Genomic DNA, 22,659 nt, shown 5'->3' on the forward strand with positions numbered 1-22,659 from the left:
TTGTGAAGTAATAAAGCTTTAAGTTAAAAGGAGAATGATAAAAATGGCACAAAAAACATTTAAAGTAACTGCAGATTCTGGAATCCATGCTCGTCCTGCGACAGTTCTTGTACAAACTGCTAGCAAATACGACGCTGACGTTAATTTAGAATATAACGGCAAAACAGTTAACCTTAAATCTATTATGGGTGTTATGTCTTTAGGTATCGCTAAAGGCGCTGAGATCACAATCTCTGCTTCCGGAGCTGACGAAAACGATGCTCTTAACGCTTTAGAAGAAACAATGAAAAGCGAAGGACTCGGCGAGTAATGCAAGAATTAAAAGGGATTGGTGCTTCAGCCGGCATCGCGATTGCAAAAGCATACCGGCTTGAAGAGCCAGATTTAACGGTTGAAAAGAAAAACATCTCTGATTCTGAAGCGGAAGTAAGCCGTTTTGATGAAGCGATTGCACGTTCAAAAGAAGAGCTCGAAAAAATCAAAGAGCACGCTTTGAAAGAACTGGGTCAGGATAAAGCTGATATTTTTTCTGCTCACCTTTTAGTTCTCAGTGACCCTGAGCTTCTGAACCCTGTGAAAGAAAAAATCAGCACTGATTCAGTGAACGCTGAATTCGCTTTAAAAGAAACGTCTTCTATGTTCGTTACCATGTTTGAATCTATGGACAACGAATATATGAAAGAGCGTGCGGCAGATATCCGCGATGTAACAAAACGCGTAACCGGCCACCTGCTTGGCGTCGAAATTCCAAACCCAAGCATGATCTCAGAAGAGGTTATTATTGTAGCTGAAGACTTAACACCGTCTGACACAGCTCAATTAAACCGTGAGTTCGTAAAAGGATTCACTACTGATATCGGCGGACGCACATCTCACTCTGCCATCATGGCACGTTCTCTTGAGATTCCAGCAGTTGTTGGAACGAAAGCGGCTACAGGCACGATCCAAAACGGCGTGACTGTTATCGTTGACGGTATCAATGGCGATGTCATTATTGACCCATCTGCGGAAACTGTAAAAGAGTATGAAGAAAAACATAATGCTTATTTGGCTCAAAAAGCTGAGTGGGCGAAGCTTGTCAATGAACCGACTGTCTCAAAAGACGGACATCATGTAGAGCTTGCAGCGAACATCGGTACTCCTGATGATGTAAAAGGTGTTCTTGAAAACGGCGGAGAAGCAGTTGGCCTTTACCGTACAGAATTCCTTTACATGGGAAGAGATCAGCTGCCTACAGAAGATGAGCAGTTTGATGCTTACAAAACGGTTCTTGAGCGTATGGAAGGAAAATCAGTCGTCGTGCGGACACTTGATATCGGCGGAGACAAAGAGCTTCCTTACCTGCAGCTTCCTAAAGAAATGAACCCGTTCCTGGGATATAGAGCGATTCGTCTTTGCCTTGAAGAGCAAGAAATCTTCAGAACACAGCTTCGCGCGCTGCTTCGTGCAAGTACATACGGAAACTTGAAAATCATGTTCCCTATGATTGCGACAGTTAACGAATTCAAAGAAGCAAAAGCGATCCTTCTTGAAGAGAAAGAAAAGCTCGTAAAAGCGGGACAGGCTGTATCTGACGATATTGAAGTCGGAATGATGGTTGAGATTCCGTCAACTGCAGTCATCGCTGATCAGTTTGCTAAAGAGGTTGATTTCTTCAGTATCGGAACAAACGATTTGATTCAATACACAATGGCAGCTGACCGTATGAATGAACGTGTATCTTACCTGTATCAGCCATACAACCCGGCAATCCTTCGCTTAATTACACTGGTAATTGAAGCAGCACACAAAGAAGGAAAATGGGTTGGCATGTGCGGAGAAATGGCAGGAGACGAGATTGCGATTCCGATCCTTCTCGGCTTAGGCTTAGATGAGTTCTCAATGAGCGCAACGTCTATCCTTCCGGCAAGAACACAAATCAGCAAATTGTCTAAACAAGAAGCTGAGTCATTCAAAGAGAAAATCTTATCTATGAGCACGACAGAAGAAGTTGTCGCGTTCGTAAAAGAAACATTCAAGTAATGTACAAAAACCAGACGGCCTCCGGCCTGTCTGGTTTTTTTCATAAGTAAGGGTATAGAAGGACACAATAACATGGCTAGGAGGGATAGTATGTCAAACCAATTTAACGCAGGAGATACTGTTTATGTGATCTACAGAAATCCGCACGCCGCCAATGTAGCCCACATAAAGGAAGCCGAAATTGTGCACCATCCATACCATGAAGGCGAGCTTTCCCTGTTTATTTATGAAACCTATCATCCGTTCGCAGAGGACGATGCTGTGTTTGCAAGCTATGAAGAAGCTAAATCGCTTTACAAAGAACTCTTTGATATTGATCCGTATGAGTAACAAGGAAATCATTACAACTCATATCCTTTCCGCCTAGTGAGAAAAGTAACGTTAGTAAAGGAAAAGGATGTGGCATCATGCAGAACCCATTTGTTCCGCAGCTTGTATATATAGAACCGAGGGCGCTGGAATATCCGCTAGGCCAAGAATTACAAGATAAATTTGAGAATATGGGCATTGAAATCAGAGAAACAACATCCCACAATCAGGTGCGTAATATTCCTGGGAAAAATCATCTTCAGCAATATCGCAATGCGAAATCAACTTTAGTTATCGGTGTCCGGAAAACATTAAAGTTTGATTCATCCAAACCCTCGGCCGAATATGCCATTCCGTTTGCAACAGGCTGTATGGGGCATTGTCATTACTGCTACCTGCAAACAACCATGGGATCAAAGCCGTATATCAGAACTTATGTAAACGTCGAAGAGATTTTAGATCAGGCAGATAAGTATATGAAGGAGCGCGCACCAGAGTTCACAAGGTTCGAAGCATCATGTACGTCAGACATTGTAGGAATTGATCATCTGACACACACGCTGAAGCGCGCCATTGAACATTTTGGCCAAAGTGATCTCGGAAAGCTCCGATTTGTAACGAAATTTCATCATGTCGATCACCTATTAGACGCAAAGCATAACGGGAAAACGAGATTCAGATTCAGTATTAATGCCGACTATGTGATTAAAAACTTTGAGCCGGGAACTTCACCTCTTGATAAGCGGATAGAAGCGGCAGTAAAAGTTGCAAAAGCAGGCTACCCGCTAGGCTTTATTGTTGCTCCGATTTATATTCATGAAGGCTGGGAAGAAGGATACAGACATCTGTTTGAAAAGCTAGATGCTGCTTTGCCGCAGGACGTTAGACATGACATTACGTTTGAATTAATTCAACACCGTTTTACAAAACCGGCCAAACGAGTGATAGAGAAAAATTATCCGAAGACGAAGCTCGAATTAGATGAAGAAAAGCGCCGTTATAAATGGGGCCGTTACGGGATCGGAAAATATATTTATCAGAAAGATGAAGAGCATGCACTTCGAGAAGCACTTGAATCCTATATTGATACCTTTTTCCCTAACGCAAAAATTGAATATTTCACTTAAACGGGCTGTTGTGATCAACAGCTCGCTTTTTTATAAAAAGGATTTTTCCTTCCATCAAAACGCCGTAATTCAATGATTCTTTATCCTCCAAATAATTGCTGACTACACGAATAGGTGAACGCCCGCAACGGAGGAGAAAGGACAGCACAGGGTCGTTTTTCCTGCCTTCCATCACATCTTCAACGTACTGAACAGCGCTGATCTCGTGTGCGTATTTATGATACAAAGGAATGCGGCCGCAGCCGAGAAGGCGTTCCAGTCTTTTATCAACAGTCAGCTCATACATCGTATTCATCAGCCATTTTCCGATTCCAAGCTTTCGATAATGAGGAGAAACAGAAATATCCACTACATATAAAGTATTTCCATGAGGTTCATGATTTTTAATCGATCCATTGTCAGTTGCTTGTGCCCATGTATGATCAGGAGAATCAGGCTCAAATTGTACAATAAGAGCAGTCATGGAACCGATAATTCTGCCATTGATGAGCGCGCATAAAGCGCCTTCCGGAAAGGTTTTGATATGGCTGGCAAGCTGGTCCTCTGACCACAGCAATTCCTGGGGAAACGGAGGAGGGAAACATTCTTCTTGAAGAGAAATCAGCCTCTCGATGTCAGTCTCAGTGTAGTTTCTGATGGTCAGAGCCTCAAATTTTCTGCCGTCATGCACATACATTTGTTTTAGTATGATCATCACTCTCCTTATGTTGTTTCATTATAACGAAGATTGAATTTTCAGTAAATATATTCCGATTTTCTTATAATTTATTTTTTGATTATTCATTTTTCAAACGAAAGGGCCGATATAGAAATTAGGAGGGGATTGGTTTGTTTAAAAAACTTCACATGAAGATTGCTGTTTTTGTTTCGATTATGTTAATCATCACAGTTGTTCTTTTAATGCTGTCTTCTTATTTGACGCTAAAACCGATGATTACAGAGGATGGGAAAAATACAACTCAAAACGTGACGCAGTCACTTGAACAAAATATTGAATTGCAATTAAAGAGTTATGCCATTTCGTTATCAAGATTGGCTAATGGGGAATTAACGCATACATTTGTAACGAAACCAAGTAAGAAAGCTGCTCGGCTGTTTCACGATGACATTAAGCAAATCAAAGACAACGATGATTATGTTGCGATGGCTTACATAGGCACCGCAAAAAAAGAAATGTTTACATATCCAAAAGCGGATTTCGCTGAGGATTACGATCCAACATCAAGACCATGGTATAAGCTTGCAGCTGAAACCCCGGATCAAGTTGTTTGGACGGAACCTTATAAAGATGTCGTGACAGGAGACATGATTGTTACTGCATCGAAAGCGATCTTAGACGGGCAAAAAGTGATAGGGGTTGCCAGCTATGACTTGAAACTCTCTGCTATCCAGAGTATGGTCAATAAACAAAAGGTGCCTTACAAAGGATTTGCCTTTTTAGCTGATGCGAGCGGCAATCTTTTAGCCCATCCGTCAAATCAAGGAAAAAATATATCAAAGGATCAAACACTGCAAACCATCGCATCCGAGAAACAAGGGATACAAGATGTGAATGGGAAAATGGTTGTGTACCAAACGATTGGCGAAACGGGCTGGAAGGTCGGAACGCAGTTTGATACCGATCAATTAATGTGGATTTCAGATAAAATGAATCGGGCAAATCTTTGGATATCATTGATTGCGCTTATCATAACAATTATTCTCAGCTACTTCCTGGCCAAAACGATAACCGGTCCGATACAGCAGCTGATCGTAAAAACGAAAGCTGTTTCCGCAGGCGATTTAACAGTGCGCGCGGAATCAAAATCTAAGGATGAAGTCGGTATTTTAACAAGAGATTTCAATCTGATGGTTGAAAATATGAAGGAAATGGTTGAGCAAGTGAGACTCTCTTCAGGGAAAGTATCTGACACCTCTGAACAACTAACGGCTGTCGCTGCCGAAACTAATGAAACAAGCGGACAAATTGCAAAAGCGATTGAAGAAGTAGCCGCAGGGGCATCGGAACAGGCTTCTGAAGTTGAAACCATTAATGAAAAATCGGAAAGCCTGTCAACGAAAATCAGGCAAATCGCTGAGGAGGCAGGCGGAATTAAAGAACGCTCAAAATCGTCCGAGGATGCAAGCTATAAAGGACTTGATGCGCTCGGCCAGCTGCTGATGAAATCAAACGAAGCCAATATGGAAACGAAAAAGGTTGAAACGATGCTGCTGGATTTGGAAAATCAAACTAAGAATATTGAAGAAGTCGTTACAGCGATTTCAAACATATCTGATCAAACCAACTTGCTTGCCTTAAATGCCAGTATTGAGGCAGCCAGAGCCGGAGAAAGCGGGCGCGGTTTTGCCGTCGTAGCCGATGAAGTGCGGAAGTTAGCTGAGCAATCAGCCCTTTCTACAAAGCATATCAGCGAGACTGTGAAGCTTATCCAGCTTGAGACAAAAGAGGCCTCTCACGCGATGGTTGAGGCAAGCAGAATGAATGATGAACAAAACAGTGCCATTCACGAAACTGGAGAGGTATTAAATACGATAACTGCAGAAATGCAGTCACTGGTACAAGGTATTGATCACATTTACGCGGAAATTCAAAGAATGAGTGAAGAACAGCTTGCGATATCTGAAGCTATTCAAAGCATTTCAGCCATATCACAGGAATCAGCTGCCGCAGCAGAGGAAGTGAACGCATCAACCGATGAACAGCTTGTCACCCTTGAGAAAGTCAAACACTCAACGGAAACACTAAAACATGCAAGCCAAGAGCTTATGAACACAATTGCAAAATTCACATTGTAATCCAATTACATCCCCAAACATCATTTGTTTTGGGGATTTTTTATTTTATAAGATGAATAGATATGGTAGTCTAGAAAATGAAGGAAAAATGATAAATTTTAACTAAAATCTAAACGAAACATCTGGGAGGAATGACCTTGAAAAAAACAATTGGTTTTATCGGTCTTGGAGTAATGGGAAAAAGCATGGCATCACATATTCTCAATGACGGCCATCCTGTATTGGTGTACACCCGGACAAAAGAAAAAGCAGAAAGCATACTTCAAAAAGGCGCGATCTGGAAAGATACGGTCAAAGATCTTTCGAAAGAAGCGGATGTTATCATCACAATGGTCGGCTATCCCAGTGATGTTGAAGAAGTGTATTTCGGAAGCAATGGAATTATTGAAAACGCAAAAGAAGGGGCATATCTTATTGATATGACGACATCTAAGCCTTCGCTTGCGAAGAAGATTGCTGAAGCGGCCAAAGAAAAAGCATTGTTCGCTTTAGACGCTCCTGTTTCCGGTGGAGACATCGGTGCACAAAACGGAACACTCGCGATTATGGTCGGTGGAGAAAAAGAAGCTTTTGAAGCCTGCATGCCGATTTTCTCTTTAATGGGAGAGAATATTCAGTATCAAGGACCGGCTGGAAGCGGACAGCATACCAAGATGTGCAATCAGATTGCAATTGCAGCCGGTATGATCGGTGTTGCTGAAGCGATGGCTTATGCCCAAAAATCAGGCCTAGAGCCGGAAAATGTTCTGAAAAGCATCACAACGGGCGCAGCCGGAAGCTGGTCACTGTCAAATCTTGCTCCCCGTATGCTGCAAGGCAACTTTGAACCGGGATTTTATGTGAAGCATTTTATTAAGGATATGGGAATCGCACTAGAGGAAGCAGAATTAATGGGGGAAGAAATGCCAGGCTTGTCGCTCGCAAAATCCTTATATGACAAGCTAGCTGCTCAAGGTGAAGAAAACAGCGGAACACAGAGTATCTATAAGCTTTGGGTGAAATAAAAAAAGATTGCCTGTACGAAACAGGCAATCTTTTTTTTATTATTTTCCGATGAATTGTTGTGTCCAGATGCTTCCAGACTCAACGTAGCCAACACCGATGTGAGTAAAGTTAGGGTTTAGAATGTTTTTTCTGTGTCCTTCACTGTTCATCCAAGCTTTTACTACTTCTTCTGGTGTCTTTTGGCCCTTCGCAATGTTTTCACCTGCTGTTTTGTAGCTGATTCCGAAAGATTTCATCATATCAAACGGTGAGCCGTATGTTGGGCTTTGGTGATCAAAGTAGTTTTTGTCTTTCATATCCTGAGATTTTGCGCGTGCGGATTTGCTTAACGTTTCATCAATTTGAAGCGGCTTTAATCCTTGTTTTTGTCTTTCTGCATTTGTAAGTTCAACAACTTTTTTCTCATATGCACTTACAGATGAAGGTGCAGATGTTGTTGTGTTTGTTTTTTCAGCAGTTGCGGGTGCTTTAGAAGCAGTGTTTTGATCAGCAGCTGCTTTTTCAGTAGTCTTTTGTGCAGGTTTGGCCGTTTCTGTCTTTTGAACATCCTGAACTTTCACGTTAGATTGCTTCGCATGTTTTTGAAGAAGCTGCTTCATCTCTTTTTCGTTTGCAGCGTTTAACGTTTTGATATTTGTGTTAATATGCAGTTTTTTCACTGCATCGTTAAGTGACATGTTTTGTACTGTGTTCCCCGTTTTTACTGTAACCACAGGCTGGCAGGAGAGTTCTTTCGCTGATGCTTGCTGTACGCCCCCGAATGTGAATAATCCAACCGCAGCGGCAGCAGATAAAATAAATGCTTTCTTCATTAGTTCGTAACCTCCTAGAGTTGTTTGTTTCTACAGAAAAATCATAACATAGCTTTTTTGTCATAAATATTCCAGCAATTTCCTTTGACAAATAGAGATTGTCATTTTCGTAAAGTAAATCCGTTGAATCACTAAGAATAAGGGAATCAGCGGTATATATGATTTTATCGTACCGTTACATAGCTTCCTTTTTTTTGAACCGTTAGTTATATTTTAATGTGTTTTTATATTGACAGCTTTTTTTACTCCTTTTCGCTGTAACAACTATTACAAAGGTGTTACAATTAATCTCAGTATATGTAAATATATTGAATGATTTGAGAGGGGTAACCAGAAGTGACTGAAATAGGACGTGAACCAAAGAAAAAGAGCAAAGGAAACAGAGCAATCAGAATGAACCTTTTTTTCCTAGCTGTCTTTGTTCTATTCACTGCATTAATTTTTAAGCTCGGGGTTGTTCAAATTGTTGAAGGCGAACAGCATGAAGAAGACGCTGAGAAATCAAATGCAAAAACAGCTTACTATCCTGCGCCTCGCGGGAAGATGTACGACAGAAACCAGAAAGTTGCTGTCGACAACCAGAGCGTTCCAGAAATTGTGTATGTATCAACATCTAGCACAAAAACAGAAGATAAAATCAAAACAGCGAAGCGGCTTGCTTCTTTCATTCATATTGATACCGAATTTTTGAAGGAAAGGGATCTTCGTGATTACTGGATCGCAGCTCATCCGAAAAAAGCCGCCGCTCTGCTTAAGGAATCAGAAAGCAATCTGAAAGGAGACCAAGCTTACAAGCTTCAAATAGAGCGTGTTCCGGATCAAGAATTAAAGGCTATTCAGCAAGATGACGAAGAAATGGAAACTGCTGCGATATATACAAGGTTTTCAAGCGGAAATGCTTACGAACCTCAAATCGTAAAGGCAATGAATCCAAATAAGAGCAATAGCAATGGAAAAAACGGAGCGCTGCTTGATGAGAAGAAAAACTCCTCGCAAAGACCAAAAAATGACTTAACATATGATGAAATTTCCATTGTTTCTGAGCATTTAGAAGAACTTCCGGGAATCGATATCGTAAACGATTGGACACGAAAATATCCTTATGACAAAACCCTTTATTCTGTTTTCGGGGGCGTCACGACACCTGATCAGGGCCTGCTGAGCGACCGGAAAGATTTCTACTTAACAAGAGGCTATGCGAATAATGACAGGGTGGGAAAAAGTTATTTAGAGTATCAATATGAAGAATATTTAAATTCGCATAAAGAAAAAGTGGAATACGTAGAAGATAATAAAGGAAATGTCGTCAGCCAAAAAACCATTGATAAGGGCAGCAGGGGATACGATCTTCAGCTTTCTTTTGACATGGAGCTTCAGGCAAAGGTAGAAAAGATTATTGAAGAAGAAGTAAGAAACAGCCGTGCACGCGGAAATTACATGCTTGACAGAGCCTTTGCCGTAATGATGGACCCGAATAACGGCGATATTTTATCAATGGCAGGGAAAAAGATAGATTTAAAAACCAACAAAATTGAAGATTATGCGATAGGGGCATTTACCACCCAATATGAAATGGGATCAGCAGTAAAGGGGGCCACCGTGCTAGCCGGCTATCAGGACGGAATTCCGCATTATAAATATTATGTCGATGCTCCAATGCTTTTAGGAACGAATCTTATAAAAAAATCTTATACTAATATGGGAACCATCAATGAATTAACCGCATTGCAAAAAAGTTCAAACGTATATATGTTCAATGTTGCCATGCATATTGCAGGCGTAACATACAAGCCGCATGGATCTCTCCCGGCTGATCAGAACGATCTACTGAAAATGAGAAACTATTACAGCCAGTTTGGTCTGGGAGTAAAGACAGGTATTGATCTCCCGCAGGAATCAGCCGGAATGCAAACCACACCTAAAACTGTAGGAGGATTAATTTTAGACTTAGCAATTGGCCAATACGATACATACACACCGCTTCAAATGGCTCAATACATCTCAGTAATCGCCAATGGTGGCTATCGTGTTCAGCCTAGAATCGTCACAAGTATTCATAAGCCAGGAAAAAAAGACCAGCTGGGTAAGGCGATTGAACATAGGAAACCTAAAGTACTCAATAAGATTAATAATTCAGAGAGCGATTTGAAACAAGTACAAACAGGCATGAAATTAGTCACTTCTTCAGGGACAGCAAAAAATACGTTTACAGAAGATGTATCAGGGAAAACGGGAACAGCGGAAACATTTTACTACGGCACGAATCGCAACTGGTGGGGGAAAAAAACATACAATCTGACTTTTGTCGGCTATTACCCGTCGAAAAAACCAAAAGTGGCCTTTAGTGTTGTTGTTCCATCAGTAGATGATGATGATAAGATCAATAAAATTATTGCCAAAAGAGCTATCCACGCCTACGCAGAGCTCGAAAAAAAACACAGTAAAAAATAAAAAACAGGGTGCACAACGAAAAGATTGTGTGCCCTTTCTTTTATTCAAAAATTGACGTTCACCATAAGAATAGAAGGAGAATACTCATTTTCTAGCGAATCATACTAGGTAAAAGTCAATCTGTATATGTCGAAACACGATGATCATGCAAAGGAGGGATTCTGTGGAACAGGATACGCAGCATGTTAAACCACTTCAAACAAAAACCGATATTCATGCAGTCTTGGCCTCTAATGGACGCATCATTTATATATCTGCCAACTCCAAACTGCATTTGGGCTATCTCCAAGGAGAGATGATCGGATCATTCCTCAAAACGTTTCTGCATGAGGAAGACCAATTTTTGGTTGAAAGCTATTTTTATAATGAACATCATCTGATGCCGTGCACCTTTCGTTTTATTAAAAAAGATCATACGATTGTGTGGGTGGAGGCTGCGGTAGAAATTGTTACGACAAGAGCTGAGCGGACAGAACGGGAAATCATTTTGAAAATGAAGGTTCTTGAAGAAGAAACAGGCCATCAATCCCTAAACTGCGAAAAACATGAAATCGAACCTGCAAGCCCGGAATCGACTACATATATAACGGATGATTATGAACGGTTGGTTGAAAATCTCCCGAGTCCGCTATGCATCAGTGTCAAAGGCAAGATCGTCTATGTAAACAGCGCGATGCTCTCAATGCTGGGAGCAAAAAGCAAGGATGCTATTATTGGTAAATGGTCCTATGAATTTATTGAAGAAGAATATCATGATATCGTGAAAAACAGGATTATACGAATGCAAAAAGGAATGGAAGTCGGAATGATTGAACAGACGTGGAAAAGGCTTGATGGCACACCTGTTCATTTAGAAGTGAAAGCATCCCCGACCGTCTACAAAAACCAGCAGGCTGAGCTGCTGCTGCTGATCGATATCTCTTCAAGGAAGAAATTCCAAACCATCCTGCAAAAAAGCCGTGAACGATATCAGCTGCTGATTCAAAATTCCATTGATACCATTGCGGTGATTCACAATGGAAAATGGGTATTTATGAATGAGTCTGGAATTTCCCTGTTTGAAGCGGCTACATATGAGGATTTAATTGGCAAAAACATATACGATCAGCTGCATCCTTGCGATCACGAGGATGTAAAAGAGAGAATCCAAAACATTGCCGAGCAAAAAACAGAATCTGAAATTGTCAAGCAATCCTGGTTCACCTTTCAGAACAGGGTTATCTATACGGAGATGGTCTGCATTCCGACGACCTTTTTTGGTGAAGCGGCCGTCCAGGTCATTCTTCGGGACATCTCAGAGAGAAAACAAACAGAAGAATTGATGCTGAAATCGGAAAAATTATCAATCGCAGGGCAGCTCGCGGCGGGAATCGCCCATGAGATCCGCAACCCTCTTACAGCGATCAAAGGATTTTTACAGCTGATGAAACCGACAATGGAAGGCAACGAACATTACTTTGATATTGTGTTTTCTGAACTCAGTCGTATCGAATTAATACTCAGTGAACTGCTCATGCTGGCGAAACCTCAGCAAAATGCTGTCAAAGAATATTTGAACTTGAAAAAATTAATTGGTGAGGTTTCAGCCCTGTTAGAAACGCAGGCGAATTTAAATGGCATTTTTATCAGAACAAGTTATGAAAAAGACAGCATTTATATAAACGGGGATCAAAACCAATTAAAGCAGGTATTCATTAATTTAATCAAAAATGCAGTTGAATCAATGCCTGATGGGGGAACAGTAGACATTATCATAACCGAAGATGAGCATTCTGTTCATGTTACTGTCAAAGACGAAGGGGAAGGTATACCTGAAAAGGTACTAAACCGGATTGGAGAGCCATTTTTAACAACAAAAGAAAAAGGTACGGGGCTTGGATTAATGGTGACATTTAATATCATTGAAAACCATCAGGGAGTCATACATGTGGACAGCCATCCTGAAAAAGGCACAGCGTTTAAAATTTCATTTCCAAAAAAATAAAACAACGGCTTAAACGCCGTTGTTTATCGTCTGCATTGCTTCACGTTTTTTTAATACAAATAATTCTAAACGGTCCAGGCCTTCTCTCAGCGTGTCCATTGAGCATGCAAAAGACAGCCTTACATATCCTTCACCATATGTTGAGAACGAGCTGCCCGGCACGAGTGCCACGCCAGCGTCTTCCAAAAGAGCCATACTAAAATCAAATGAAGTCATTCCAAATGATTTAATAGAAGGGAAGATATAAAACGCACCGGACGGTTTAACTACGTCAAGTCCCATGGAAACAAGACGGTCATAAACATAGTCCAGACGTTTTTTGTATTGTTCTCTCATAATCAATGCATCGTCAAAGCCGTTTGTGACAGCTTCAAGCGCGGCTTTTTGAGAAATGGATGAGGCGCACGACACATTGTATTGATGAACCTTTAAAATGTGCTTTGCAATGTCTTTCGGTGCAAATAAAAATCCAATTCTCCAACCGGTCATGCTGTGTGATTTTGACAAGCCGTTAATGACAATTGTTTGATCCCGCAAATGGTTTGCGATGGAGTAATGCGGTCTGTCATATGTTAATTCACTGTATATTTCATCGGACAATACGAAGACATTTCTGCCTTTTAAAAGGGCTGCGATGCTTTTCAGTTCTTCTTCAGATAAAGTCACGCCGGTAGGGTTTGACGGATAAGGAAGCACGACACACTTGGTGTTGGGTGTCAGAGCATCTTCAATCAGCCGGGCGGTAAGCTTAAAGCCGTGTGACGTAGTATCAACAATGACAGGCTTGGCCCCGCACAAATTGATAATAGGTTCATAGCCCGGATAAATAGGCCCTGGCATAATGACTTCATCACCGGGAGATAAAATCGTCCGGAATGCAGCATCAATGGCTTGGCTTGCGCCTGTTGTGATGATAATTTCAGATTCAGCATTATAGTTGAAATCCGCTTTTTTCTTCATATAAAGCTGCACAGCTTGTCTCAGCTCCAGGTAGCCGGCATTCGGAGTATATGACGTCACGTTTTCATCAATGGCTTTTTTTGCGGCAGCTTTCACATGATGCGGTGTGAAAAAATCAGGCTGGCCGATTGTAAGTGAAATGACGTCTTCGTGTTGGGCTACAAGATTCGAGAATTTGCGTATTCCTGAAATTTCGATCTCTCTTGCTTTCGGATTCAGCAAATGTTCCATAATTCATCACCTTAACAAATATAATGAGTTTATCCTATTTTACCACTAGCTGATCATTTGTCACCTTTTTAACTGATATATTTCGATTGTATGCGCCTTTTTTCTAAACATACCTTTCTTTTCAGAAAAAAGAAGACAACCAGCGATTTGATTGTCTTTATTGTATCATGTTCTATTATTGTTTATATGTGCCAATTTCATTAATAGCCATAATCAAAATGAAGGTCTTCGTGCCAAATCAGATACGGAGGATGCTCTTCTTGAAGGTCAGCTGATTCTTTCTTCATATTCAGGTAAGTTTCTTCACTGATATCCTCTAAAACAGTCATTTCGTTTTCTTTAAATATTACTAAGGTACCCATTATTTACACCCTTCTTTGGAAAAATCCTTGACTATTTTATCACTGTTAGTTGGAAAGTCAATGGTTATTAGGAAAAAAGTTTCTTTTTTGAGGAACGCGGCTTGTTGCCTTCGGAATTCGATTTTGAAGAGCTGCCATTCACTTTTTACAAATTACGCCGATATATACAGTACAATACTGAATGCGAATAGCGAGGGATTGAATTGTCGTTACAACAATACGAAATTTTATTGGATTCTGGTACAAATGAATTAGAAATTGTGAAGTTTGGCGTGGGTGAAAATGCTTTCGGAATTAACGTCATGAAGGTAAGAGAAATTATTCAGCCTGTCGAGGTGACATCAGTGCCTCACTCCCATCAGCATGTAGAAGGAATGATTAAACTCAGAGGAGAAATCCTCCCTGTGATCAGTCTCTTCTCATTTTTTGGAGTAGAGCCTGAAGGATCAAAAGATGAGAAATATATCGTGACTGAATTTAATAAACGGAAAATTGTTTTTCATGTCGGCTCTGTTTCTCAAATTCACAGAGTATCCTGGGAAGCGATTGAAAAGCCGACATCGTTAAATCAAGGAATGGAGCGGCACCTTACCGGGATTATTAAGCTCGAAGACCTGATGATCTTTTTGCCTGACTATGAAAAAATTATTTATGACATTGAATCAGATTCAGGTGTTGACACGTATAATATGCATACCGAGGGCTTCGATGAAAGAAGAACTGATAAAAAGCTAATCATTGTAGAGGACTCACCGCTTTTGATGCGCCTCTTGCAGGATGAATTAAAAGAAGCAGGGTACAACAATATCGCTTCGTTTGAAAATGGAAAAGAGGCATATGAATACATTATGAACCTTGCTGAAAACGAAACTGATTTATCAGAACAGATTGATATGATCATCACGGATATTGAAATGCCAAAAATGGACGGACACAGGCTCACAAAGCTGCTGAAGGAAAATCCGAAAAGCTCAGATGTGCCGGTTATGATTTTCTCATCGTTAATTACGGATGATCTGCGTCACCGCGGCGAAGTTGTAGGCGCAGATGAGCAAATCAGCAAGCCTGAGATCAGTGATTTGATTAAAAAAGTGGATACGTATGTTATTGAATAAATAAAAACAGCCGTTGCCAGAAAGAGGCACGGCTGTTTTTATTTTAAAAGTAACTCTCGCCAAGTTTTTTAAAGACCGGCTTATGGTAAGCTGGCTGCTGGCGATTTGGCACTAGCGGCTTTTCTTTCATGCCGACATATTCTTGCAATAGGTGTTTCGCTTTTGTTAAAGACATTTGAGCTTTAGGATTTCGGTACGATTGATTAAGTGTACCTAAATGCGGAAGATGTTCGAAGTCTTCTTTAGTTGGAGGCATGTGAAAATAGTAGTCTCCGATTGAGATAAGCACGTCCGATTGCTGTTGGCTGAACCTTGGATTTTTTGAAAAATGAAGCCCTATTTTCTTTCCTTTACCTTCTTTGACAAGCTTTTGCAAAGCCCGTTTTTTCAGCAGATATAGGTATTTAGGGTTGGGGGCGGTTTTTGCATGGCGGTTCACAGTGTAAACTGCTTTTGAAAGATTTTCTACGGTTGGCTGCAGATCTTTCGTATATGCATGGTCGTCCATTATTTCTCTCCTTTGCTCTTATCAATTTCTATATGTTTAGATTATACTTTTTTAAAGTTGAAATGCAAATATTGAATGTAAAAATGCGCTTTTTTCTAAGAAAAAAAGCGCATTTTTAACCTGCATTATACAGATCTTGCCTTCTTTTTCGGCTGTTCTTGAAATGCTTCCTGAACATTCACTTCCACAGCCTGGGCACTGTATTTTGGCAGTGCAATAAAATAAAAAATAAAAACGATCAGGATGATAACACCCATGCCGTAATAAAGATAATCAATGTTTGAAACGAACTTAGGGAATAACAGCGCAACTAAGCCGAGTGTCAAAGACTGTGCAAACATCATAAAAGGGTCCTGCATGCCGCTTACACGTCCCATCAGTTTTGGATGAACAATTTTGGGCATCCACCCTCCGATTGCAATGTTGATCGGTCCGATGCACATTCCCAGTGCAAAAGCTGCCGCGTAATACACCCATAAAATATTGGTGTAGCCGAGGACGAAGATCAGCAAACCTGCAATGAAAATCGGTATCGACATTAAAAAGTGCGGCTTCACTTTTTTAGAGATGATCGTGCCGATTACGCTGCCCGCCAGCAGCCCAAACCCGAGTGCGATCGTAAATACAGACGTATGCCACTCATAACGGTCAGGCGCCAATCCATATTTCATTGTAAACATCGGCAATACGGCGAATCCTCCGTTGACAAATCCAAAAATGAAGAAGCCGAAAATAAGAGATGCCAGCAATTTGTTTTTTAAAATATAGAGGATGCCTTCTCTAAAGTCATTTATTGAATCCTTAACAGAAGTCTTTCTCCAGCTGAATGCACCGTTTGGCTGTCGGGCTTCTTTTGGAATCCGGCAGCTGCGGATCAGCAGCCCGGAAATGATAAAGCTGACAAAATCAAGAATAATGGCGCCTTCAATACCGATGGTGTTGTACATAAACGCGCCTATACCGACTCCAAACACCATAAAAATGCTAAAAAGCATCTGATTAAGCCCTGCGGCTTTCGCATAATGCTCCTTCGGCAGAATGGCTTGTACCAAACTGTTTTCTGCCGGAAAGAAAAACTTTGTTACAGCGCTTCTGATAAATAAGATACAAAAAACAAGAGGAATATTGCCGGTAAATAAAGTGAAAAAAAGCACGACAGTCAGGCCTGCTCTGATCCAATCACAATTTTCTGCCACCTTTTTTCTGTCAAACCGGTCCGCGACGACTCCCACGATCAGAAATACAAATATGGTCGGAAGAGAATACATCAGCTCCGCCAAGGTCGTATATGAAGGCTGGCTGCTGAATCGGTCCAGCAAAAAAAAAGCAAAGGCCATGTTGCCTACTGTCGTGCCCATTTGAGAAGCGAGTGCTGCGAAAAATAGACGAACAAAATTACGATTTTTAAATATATCCATAAAAACGCTCCTTACCCTAAAGGTCCCACTTTATCATATTATAAACCGCCTGTTTTTGAAACAAATAAGAAAACATTACCGGTTAATCGTGACTCTCGTTCCGTTTGGCACAATTGAAGCAAGTTCGATCACGTCTTTGTTATGCATGCGAATGCAGCCTTTAGAAACAGCCTTACCAATCGAAGCGGGATTATTCGTCCCATGTATTCCGTAGTGCTGCTTTGAAAGGCTCAGCCAATAAGCGCCAAATGGGCCGCCGGGATTGCGCTGGCGGTTAATAATGTAAAACTCGCCAGTAGGCGTTTGCGTTAGTATTTTACCAACGGCGATGGGATAGGTTTTCATTACCCGATTATTTAGGAACAGCGTAAGGGTCTTCGCTCCGATTGAGACTGCGATATGATACGGAATTGTATAAGGGTCCGGCAGTCCGGGGATGACTATGGACTGTCCTGCGGTGAGCCCTGCCTGCAGTGACGGATTAGCCTGGAGTAATGCAGCCGTGCTGATTCTGAAATCAGCCGCGATGCTGTTCAGTGTATCGCCTTGCTTCACCTGGTACGTAAGCAGTTTCCTCATCCTCCTTTTTTACTTATAAGTATTGATGAGGAGCCCATCCTGCTACATTAATTTGTGCTTTTTAAGGTGAAGACAGTGATTTCAGGCTTGGCCAGAAACCGCAAAGGCAGCCTGGTCATCCCGAGGCCTCGGTTTACGTAAATATGAGTGCTGCCCGTTTGATACATTCCCTCTGTGTAGACTTTTCCATATGGAGGCGTAATAATCGGTCCGTAAAAAGGCAGCTGAATCTGGCCGCCGTGTGTATGGCCGGAAAGCTGAAGGTTCACGGGATAATCTGTTGTTTTCAAGGCCGCATCAGGTTCATGGACGAGAAGAATGGAAAAAAGTCTGTCGCTCAGCCTTGAAAGGGTGCCTTCATAATCTGGGTTTCCCAGCATTAAGTCATCAAGCGAAGCAATTTCGATTTTGCTGCCATCTGCGAGTGACAATGTTTGATAGCCATTGCGATATACCGTGAAACCTCCGACTGTCATCAGGCTTTTGTAAACGGCAGTTCCATAGCCTCCGTGATCATGATTGCCGTAAATACAAAGCTTGCCGAAGGGAGCATTAAGCTTTCTCAATAATGGAATGACTGCCTGGTGGTGCTGGTACGTATCAGGATTATCGATAATATCACCTGTAAAAACAATGAGATCAGGTTTAGATTCATTAATTGTAAGAATGACAGTTTTTAAATCTTCGAGAGTAAAGTAATCACTCAAGTGTGCATCGCTGAACTGCACGATTTTAAAACCGTCAAATCCGTGCGGGATGAGAGAGCTTTTTATTGTGTGTTCGGTTGTCTCGATCATATGCGGCTCGAGATACCTGGCATAGCCATATCCCCCGCCGGCCGTTAAAGCCCCGGCAGCAAGAGCGCCGAACATTCCTTTTAGAAATTGTCTTCTGGACATCTTTTTCATTTCAAACCAACCTTTAATAGAGTTTTTCTATTATATCATCTGTATCTGATAAAAATCTCATATGAGCATGTGCTGACAGAGGCAGGGATATAATGATAGAATATTATTGAATGAATACTCATTCACAATTGGGGGGATAAACATGGAAAAAAAGGCGGTAATTATTACCGGCGGGTCAAGCGGCATGGGAAAAGCGATGGCAAAAAAACAGGCTGAATTAGGGTGGCACGTTATGGTGACAGGGAGGAACTATGAGGCACTTGAGGAAACAAAAAAAGAAATTCAGACCTTTGAGGGACAGGTCGCTTGTTTTCAAATGGATGTCCGTTCCGATTCCGCCGCTTCAGACATGATTAAAGAAGCGGTAAAAGCCTTTGGCCGGCTTGACGCGCTGATTAACAACGCGGCCGGAAACTTTATTTGTCCGGCAGAAAAGCTGACGCCCAATGGATGGAAAGCCGTTATTGAGATTGTTTTAAACGGCACATTTTTTTGCAGCCAAGCAGCGGCAAGGCATTGGATTGACCAGAAGCAGCAGGGTGTCATTTTAAATATGGCAGCCACGTACGCTTGGGGAGCGGGAGCGGGGGTCGTTCATTCCGCTGCAGCCAAAGCGGGGGTATTGTCATTGACAAGAACGCTGGCCGTTGAATGGGGGAGCAAATACGGCATTCGTACAAACGCGATAGCCCCCGGACCGATTGAACGAACAGGCGGTGCGGAGAAGCTATTTGAATCGGAAAAAGCGATGGCCCGCACGATGAACAGTGTGCCGCTCGGCCGATTGGGCACACCGGAGGAAATCGCCGCTTTGGCAGCGTTTTTGCTTTCTGATGAAGCATCCTATATAAACGGGGATTGTATCACAATGGACGGGGGGCAATGGCTGAATCCTTATCCGTTTTAAAGAATATTAATCTTTGGATTCAATGTGGTATAATCAGACAAAGATAGAGAAGCAGGTGATAACATGTTGGATCCACTTGATATTTTAACGAACATTGATGATGTCCTTCCATATTACCAGGCGATTTTTAGTGCCGAGGAGCAGAAGGTTGTCGGATATGAGGTGCTTGGACGAATTTTGGCAGATTCAGAAATCCAAAGTCTCGGGCCCTTCTTTTTAGATGCGGGGATACCCGAAGAATATAAACTAGAGGTTGATAACAGAATTATCCGCCAGGCTCTTGACCGCTTTTTAGAGGCGGATTCTGATCTGCTGATTTTTATGAATCAGGATGCCAATCTGCTGATGCTGGATCATGGTGAAAGCTTTCTGGAGCTTCTGAAAGAATATGAAGCGAAGGGAATCGAACTCCACCGTTTTGTTCTTGAAATTACAGAGCACAATTTTGAAGGGGATATTGAGCAGCTCTACCATATGCTTGCATACTATCGTACATACGGAATTAAAATCGCAGTTGACAACATCGGAAAAGAAAGCAGCAACTTGGACAGAATCGCGCTGCTCTCACCAGATCTGTTAAAAATCGATTTGCAGGCGCTGAAAGTGTCACAGCCGTCACCGTCATATGAGCATGTGCTGTACAGCATATCTTTATTAGCAAGAAAAATCGGTGCGGCGCTATTGTATGAAGACATTGAGGCGAACTTCCAGCTTCAGTACGCCTGGAGAAACGGAGGCCGCTATTTTCAGGGCTATTACTTAGTGTCTCCATCTGAAACGTTTCTAGAGAGAGATGTATTGAAACAAAGACTTAAAACTGAATTTCACCAATTTATCACACATGAGAAAAAGAAACTGGAGACCGTCTATGAGCACTCTGAACAGTTTTACAAACGAGTGCATCAGGCTGTGACCTCTTTGAGAAAAAACAATCTGTCTTCTGATGATGACTTTATTAAAAAGCTGGCGGAAGAGCTGACAGATTGCAGCTTCAGGATTTACATGTGTGATGAAGAAGGCGATCAGCTGACGGGAAATGTGTTTAAGCAAGACGGAGAATGGATTTATCAGCCGGAATATGCTGAAAAGAACTGGAGCTGGCGCCCTTATTTTCTGGAGAACATTATGAGAATGAGAAATCTCAGAAAAGGTTTTTTCAGTGATCTGTACAGTGATTTGGAAACAGGTGAAATGATCAGAACATTTTCATATCCGATGGATGATCAGATGTATTTATTTATAGACTTGCCTTATTCTTATTTATATGAGCAGGACGGACTGATTTAACGGCTGAAAGGCCGTTTTTTTATGAATTGAAAAAAATATCAAAAAACGATTGACATTGATACTGAGAATCATTATCATTTAATTGTAGAGAGAAGCTACTCTCTGTTCCCCAACCCCTCTATCAGATCAAGATCCGAAAAAACTTGGCGCTACCCCCGCCAAGTTTTTTATTTGTCAAAGCATAGGACAATCCAATGAAACAATAAACCTAACTAGTGGTAAACGTTTAACACGGGGAGAAACATTCAGTGCCGAACACCCCTGACACTGCTGCACGGGTGTTCAGTTCCCCTCTATCCAGCATGACTCCCATTGATTATGGCCACGCGGGACTTCACCATAAAAATCAAAAGAAGGTTTTGACAAAGTTGCAAAAAGGCATTCTTAATGCTGCCAAAGATTCGAAAAAAATTATAATTGTGTGCATGACATTCAAAAAAAGCCTCAAACTAAAGAAAAATAGTTTTTTTCACTTTTTTTCTTTGCTTAAATTCAGCAGTGAAAATGCCATCCTGTCCGACTTTATGGTATGATGCTCAATAGAACTTGTATTATAATAAATACTTGTTGATTTGAAGTTGCTTTTTGAAAGGAGTCTTTTTTTAGAATGTCACAATTAATGGGTATCATCACACGGCTGCAAAGTCTGCAAGAAACAGCGGAAGCGGCTAACGAGCCAATGCAGCGCTATTTCGAAGTGAATGGTGAGAAAATATGCAGTGTTAAATATTTCGAAAAAAATCAAACGTTTGAACTGACGGTTTTCCAAAAAGGTGAAAAACCTAACACATATCCGTTTGATAATATCGACATGGTTTCCATCGAAATCTTTGAACTTCTTCAGTAAGATTCCTGAAATAGGGGGGAACAAGCTTCCACCTTTGCAAAAGTAATCGAAATAAACGGTAAGGAACATACTTGTTTCATGGTTGTAAATCCTTGAAAAGGAGTGTCGTGATGGCTGATTCTTTTCTGTTTTATAATCTTTCAGAAGCACAGATGACCTTTCAAGATGTGATGGAACGGCTTAAAGCCTTTGTTCAAAAGGACCCCCGTTCTTCTTATGTGTTATCGATCGGAACCGATTCACAGGTTTACCGCGACTACACAAAGTTTATTACCGCATTGCATTTGCATCGTACAGGCAAGGGAGCTTGGGGCTGCTTGAAAAATCATACAGTCGACAGACCCATACATAGCCTTCGGGAGAAGATTTCGTTAGAAACGGCGTACAGCCAAGAAACGGCCGCTCATATTCTTGATGGACACTTAATGGATATTACCGATCTGCTCCTGCCCTTTACCGGTGAGGGGGCGGATCTTACCTTTGAAGTTCACTTGGATATTGGGAAAAAAGGGCTTACAAAAGATCTGATCCAAGAAATGACTGGACGTATTACCTCCATGGGGATTGAGGCCAAAATAAAGCCGGATTCATACACTGCCTTCAGCTATGCAAATCGTTTCACAAAATAATTTGGCTGAAAAAGCCAAGGTAAATGTCGAATTATGCGGTTGACGTTTGTTATCTGATTACTTATTCTAGCGGTAGAGCTGAAAGTAAGTTGTCTTGCTTTCAGAGGTATTCAGTATAAAACAGGGGGCCTGATTGCGAATGAGTCTTATCGGTGAACGATTTACAGAAGAAGAACAAAAACTTCTGCTGAATATCCTGATCAACCATGAGTATGCCATCGAGCTATTAAGCAGTGAGATCAACGATATAGAGACAGGGACCAAAAACGTTGACGGAACCACCTACAAAAAACTTGTAACGCTATACGACCGATTTCGATTTGAAAATTAATGGGACACCCTATAATTGATACTCCACAAAGAGTATCTTTTTTATTGAAAGGAAACTTTTCGACAAATACT

At 41.4% G+C, this 22,659-nt stretch carries 21 protein-coding genes and 1 pseudogene; 14 read left to right on the plus strand and 8 right to left on the minus strand.

The window, feature by feature from the left end:
- Nucleotides 1-43 precede the first annotated feature (43 nt).
- From MKX71_RS07555 to splB, 4 genes are all read left to right on the plus strand, one after another.
- Nucleotides 44-310: a phosphocarrier protein HPr gene (locus MKX71_RS07555; RefSeq protein ID WP_003154654.1), complete on the plus strand. Its 267-nt coding sequence runs from the start codon at nt 44-46 to the stop codon at nt 308-310.
- A complete protein-coding gene (gene ptsP / locus MKX71_RS07560) occupies nt 310-2,022 on the plus strand; it encodes a phosphoenolpyruvate--protein phosphotransferase (protein ID WP_003218638.1) in 1,713 nt (570 codons plus the stop codon). Before MKX71_RS07555 ends, ptsP begins: the two co-directional genes overlap by 1 nt.
- 90 nt (nt 2,023-2,112) lie before the next feature.
- Nucleotides 2,113-2,352 carry a splAB operon transcriptional regulator SplA gene (splA, locus tag MKX71_RS07565; protein ID WP_003218644.1) on the plus strand — a complete coding sequence of 80 codons (240 nt, stop codon included), beginning with the start codon at nt 2,113-2,115 and terminating at the stop codon, nt 2,350-2,352.
- Between the two features lie 77 nt (nt 2,353-2,429).
- Nucleotides 2,430-3,458: a spore photoproduct lyase gene (gene splB, locus MKX71_RS07570; protein WP_003245173.1), complete on the plus strand. Its 1,029-nt coding sequence runs from the start codon at nt 2,430-2,432 to the stop codon at nt 3,456-3,458.
- Nucleotides 3,459-3,472: 14 nt separating this feature from the next.
- Here splB and MKX71_RS07575 read toward each other — a convergent pair.
- A pseudogene (locus tag MKX71_RS07575) lies at nt 3,473-4,152 on the minus strand (GNAT family N-acetyltransferase).
- A gap of 134 nt (nt 4,153-4,286) precedes the next feature.
- Between MKX71_RS07575 and mcpC the strand changes: the two are divergent.
- Entirely contained in the window at nt 4,287-6,254 is a 1,968-nt protein-coding gene (mcpC, locus tag MKX71_RS07580; RefSeq protein ID WP_339231928.1) for a methyl-accepting chemotaxis protein McpC, read from the plus strand.
- Nucleotides 6,255-6,391: 137 nt separating this feature from the next.
- Nucleotides 6,392-7,258, plus strand: coding sequence for an NAD(P)-dependent oxidoreductase (locus MKX71_RS07585; RefSeq protein ID WP_003245029.1), 867 nt, complete (start codon nt 6,392-6,394; stop codon nt 7,256-7,258).
- Nucleotides 7,259-7,297: 39 nt separating this feature from the next.
- On the opposite strand, the gene MKX71_RS07590 is transcribed toward MKX71_RS07585, so the two are convergent.
- Nucleotides 7,298-8,071, minus strand: a complete 774-nt coding sequence (locus MKX71_RS07590) for a CAP domain-containing protein (protein WP_003244693.1) — start codon at nt 8,069-8,071, stop codon at nt 7,298-7,300.
- Between the two features lie 336 nt (nt 8,072-8,407).
- Here MKX71_RS07590 and MKX71_RS07595 point away from each other — a divergent pair, with 336 nt between their 5' ends.
- Together MKX71_RS07595 and kinA are read left to right on the plus strand one after the other, a co-directional pair.
- Nucleotides 8,408-10,522 carry a penicillin-binding protein 2 gene (locus tag MKX71_RS07595; protein ID WP_017697267.1) on the plus strand — a complete coding sequence of 705 codons (2,115 nt, stop codon included), beginning with the start codon at nt 8,408-8,410 and terminating at the stop codon, nt 10,520-10,522.
- A 163-nt stretch (nt 10,523-10,685) separates the two neighbouring features.
- Complete coding sequence (gene kinA, locus MKX71_RS07600; RefSeq protein WP_015252197.1) at nt 10,686-12,506, plus strand: sporulation histidine kinase KinA; 1,821 nt, start codon at nt 10,686-10,688, stop codon at nt 12,504-12,506.
- 9 nt (nt 12,507-12,515) lie between these two features.
- Here kinA and MKX71_RS07605 read toward each other — a convergent pair whose 3' ends face one another.
- Nucleotides 12,516-13,697, minus strand: coding sequence for an aminotransferase A (locus MKX71_RS07605; protein ID WP_033884231.1), 1,182 nt, complete (start codon nt 13,695-13,697; stop codon nt 12,516-12,518).
- A 200-nt stretch (nt 13,698-13,897) separates the two neighbouring features.
- Entirely contained in the window at nt 13,898-14,059 is a 162-nt protein-coding gene (locus tag MKX71_RS07610; RefSeq protein WP_003245246.1) for a hypothetical protein, read from the minus strand.
- 203 nt (nt 14,060-14,262) lie between these two features.
- Here MKX71_RS07610 and cheV point away from each other — a divergent pair, with 203 nt between their 5' ends.
- Nucleotides 14,263-15,174 carry a chemotaxis protein CheV gene (gene cheV / locus MKX71_RS07615; RefSeq protein WP_014476655.1) on the plus strand — a complete coding sequence of 304 codons (912 nt, stop codon included), beginning with the start codon at nt 14,263-14,265 and terminating at the stop codon, nt 15,172-15,174.
- Between the two features lie 43 nt (nt 15,175-15,217).
- On the opposite strand, the gene MKX71_RS07620 is transcribed toward cheV, so the two are convergent.
- The 4 genes from MKX71_RS07620 to MKX71_RS07635 form a co-directional block, all read right to left on the minus strand.
- Nucleotides 15,218-15,682 carry a YkyB family protein gene (locus MKX71_RS07620; protein ID WP_003232406.1) on the minus strand — a complete coding sequence of 155 codons (465 nt, stop codon included), beginning with the start codon at nt 15,680-15,682 and terminating at the stop codon, nt 15,218-15,220.
- Nucleotides 15,683-15,807: 125 nt separating this feature from the next.
- Entirely contained in the window at nt 15,808-17,100 is a 1,293-nt protein-coding gene (locus tag MKX71_RS07625) for an MFS transporter (protein WP_015252195.1), read from the minus strand.
- 75 nt (nt 17,101-17,175) lie between these two features.
- Nucleotides 17,176-17,670: a L,D-transpeptidase family protein gene (locus tag MKX71_RS07630; RefSeq protein ID WP_072174092.1), complete on the minus strand. Its 495-nt coding sequence runs from the start codon at nt 17,668-17,670 to the stop codon at nt 17,176-17,178.
- A 56-nt stretch (nt 17,671-17,726) separates the two neighbouring features.
- Nucleotides 17,727-18,587 carry a metallophosphoesterase gene (locus tag MKX71_RS07635; RefSeq protein WP_339231929.1) on the minus strand — a complete coding sequence of 287 codons (861 nt, stop codon included), beginning with the start codon at nt 18,585-18,587 and terminating at the stop codon, nt 17,727-17,729.
- 142 nt (nt 18,588-18,729) lie between these two features.
- On the opposite strand from MKX71_RS07635, the gene fadH reads away from it, so the two are divergent.
- The 5 genes from fadH (at nt 18,730) to abbA (ending at nt 22,588) form a co-directional block, all read left to right on the plus strand.
- On the plus strand, nt 18,730-19,494 hold the full coding sequence (fadH, locus tag MKX71_RS07640; protein ID WP_339231930.1) for a 2,4-dienoyl-CoA reductase: 765 nt from the start codon (nt 18,730-18,732) through the stop codon (nt 19,492-19,494).
- Nucleotides 19,495-19,557: 63 nt separating this feature from the next.
- A complete protein-coding gene (locus MKX71_RS07645) occupies nt 19,558-20,781 on the plus strand; it encodes an EAL-associated domain-containing protein (RefSeq protein WP_003232391.1) in 1,224 nt (407 codons plus the stop codon).
- A 607-nt stretch (nt 20,782-21,388) separates the two neighbouring features.
- Nucleotides 21,389-21,628, plus strand: a complete 240-nt coding sequence (locus MKX71_RS07650; protein ID WP_003218671.1) for a DUF1797 family protein — start codon at nt 21,389-21,391, stop codon at nt 21,626-21,628.
- A 110-nt stretch (nt 21,629-21,738) separates the two neighbouring features.
- Nucleotides 21,739-22,257, plus strand: a complete 519-nt coding sequence (locus tag MKX71_RS07655) for a ribonuclease H-like YkuK family protein (RefSeq protein WP_003232389.1) — start codon at nt 21,739-21,741, stop codon at nt 22,255-22,257.
- Between the two features lie 133 nt (nt 22,258-22,390).
- Nucleotides 22,391-22,588 carry an AbrB antirepressor AbbA gene (gene abbA / locus MKX71_RS07660; RefSeq protein ID WP_010886502.1) on the plus strand — a complete coding sequence of 66 codons (198 nt, stop codon included), beginning with the start codon at nt 22,391-22,393 and terminating at the stop codon, nt 22,586-22,588.
- Nucleotides 22,589-22,659: the final 71 nt, after the last annotated feature.

It is taken from the genome of Bacillus sp. FSL M8-0071, assembly GCF_037975455.1.
Taxonomy (GTDB): domain Bacteria; phylum Bacillota; class Bacilli; order Bacillales; family Bacillaceae; genus Bacillus; species Bacillus subtilis.

What these genes read in the sequence shown, in the direction of transcription:
- MKX71_RS07645 (WP_003232391.1), top strand. Translation starts at nt 19,558, where the DNA reads ATGTTGGATCCACTTGATATTTTAACGAACATTGATGATGTCCTTCCA.
- splB (WP_003245173.1), top strand. Translation starts at nt 2,430, where the DNA reads ATGCAGAACCCATTTGTTCCGCAGCTTGTATATATAGAACCGAGGGCG.
- MKX71_RS07610 (WP_003245246.1), bottom strand. Translation starts at nt 14,059, where the DNA reads ATGGGTACCTTAGTAATATTTAAAGAAAACGAAATGACTGTTTTAGAG.
- MKX71_RS07590 (WP_003244693.1), bottom strand. Translation starts at nt 8,071, where the DNA reads ATGAAGAAAGCATTTATTTTATCTGCTGCCGCTGCGGTTGGATTATTC.
- MKX71_RS07650 (WP_003218671.1), top strand. Translation starts at nt 21,389, where the DNA reads ATGTCACAATTAATGGGTATCATCACACGGCTGCAAAGTCTGCAAGAA.
- MKX71_RS07620 (WP_003232406.1), bottom strand. Translation starts at nt 15,682, where the DNA reads ATGGACGACCATGCATATACGAAAGATCTGCAGCCAACCGTAGAAAAT.
- fadH (WP_339231930.1), top strand. Translation starts at nt 18,730, where the DNA reads ATGGAAAAAAAGGCGGTAATTATTACCGGCGGGTCAAGCGGCATGGGA.
- MKX71_RS07635 (WP_339231929.1), bottom strand. Translation starts at nt 18,587, where the DNA reads ATGAAAAAGATGTCCAGAAGACAATTTCTAAAAGGAATGTTCGGCGCT.
- MKX71_RS07655 (WP_003232389.1), top strand. Translation starts at nt 21,739, where the DNA reads ATGGCTGATTCTTTTCTGTTTTATAATCTTTCAGAAGCACAGATGACC.
- MKX71_RS07555 (WP_003154654.1), top strand. Translation starts at nt 44, where the DNA reads ATGGCACAAAAAACATTTAAAGTAACTGCAGATTCTGGAATCCATGCT.
- ptsP (WP_003218638.1), top strand. Translation starts at nt 310, where the DNA reads ATGCAAGAATTAAAAGGGATTGGTGCTTCAGCCGGCATCGCGATTGCA.
- splA (WP_003218644.1), top strand. Translation starts at nt 2,113, where the DNA reads ATGTCAAACCAATTTAACGCAGGAGATACTGTTTATGTGATCTACAGA.
- MKX71_RS07605 (WP_033884231.1), bottom strand. Translation starts at nt 13,697, where the DNA reads ATGGAACATTTGCTGAATCCGAAAGCAAGAGAGATCGAAATTTCAGGA.
- MKX71_RS07625 (WP_015252195.1), bottom strand. Translation starts at nt 17,100, where the DNA reads ATGGATATATTTAAAAATCGTAATTTTGTTCGTCTATTTTTCGCAGCA.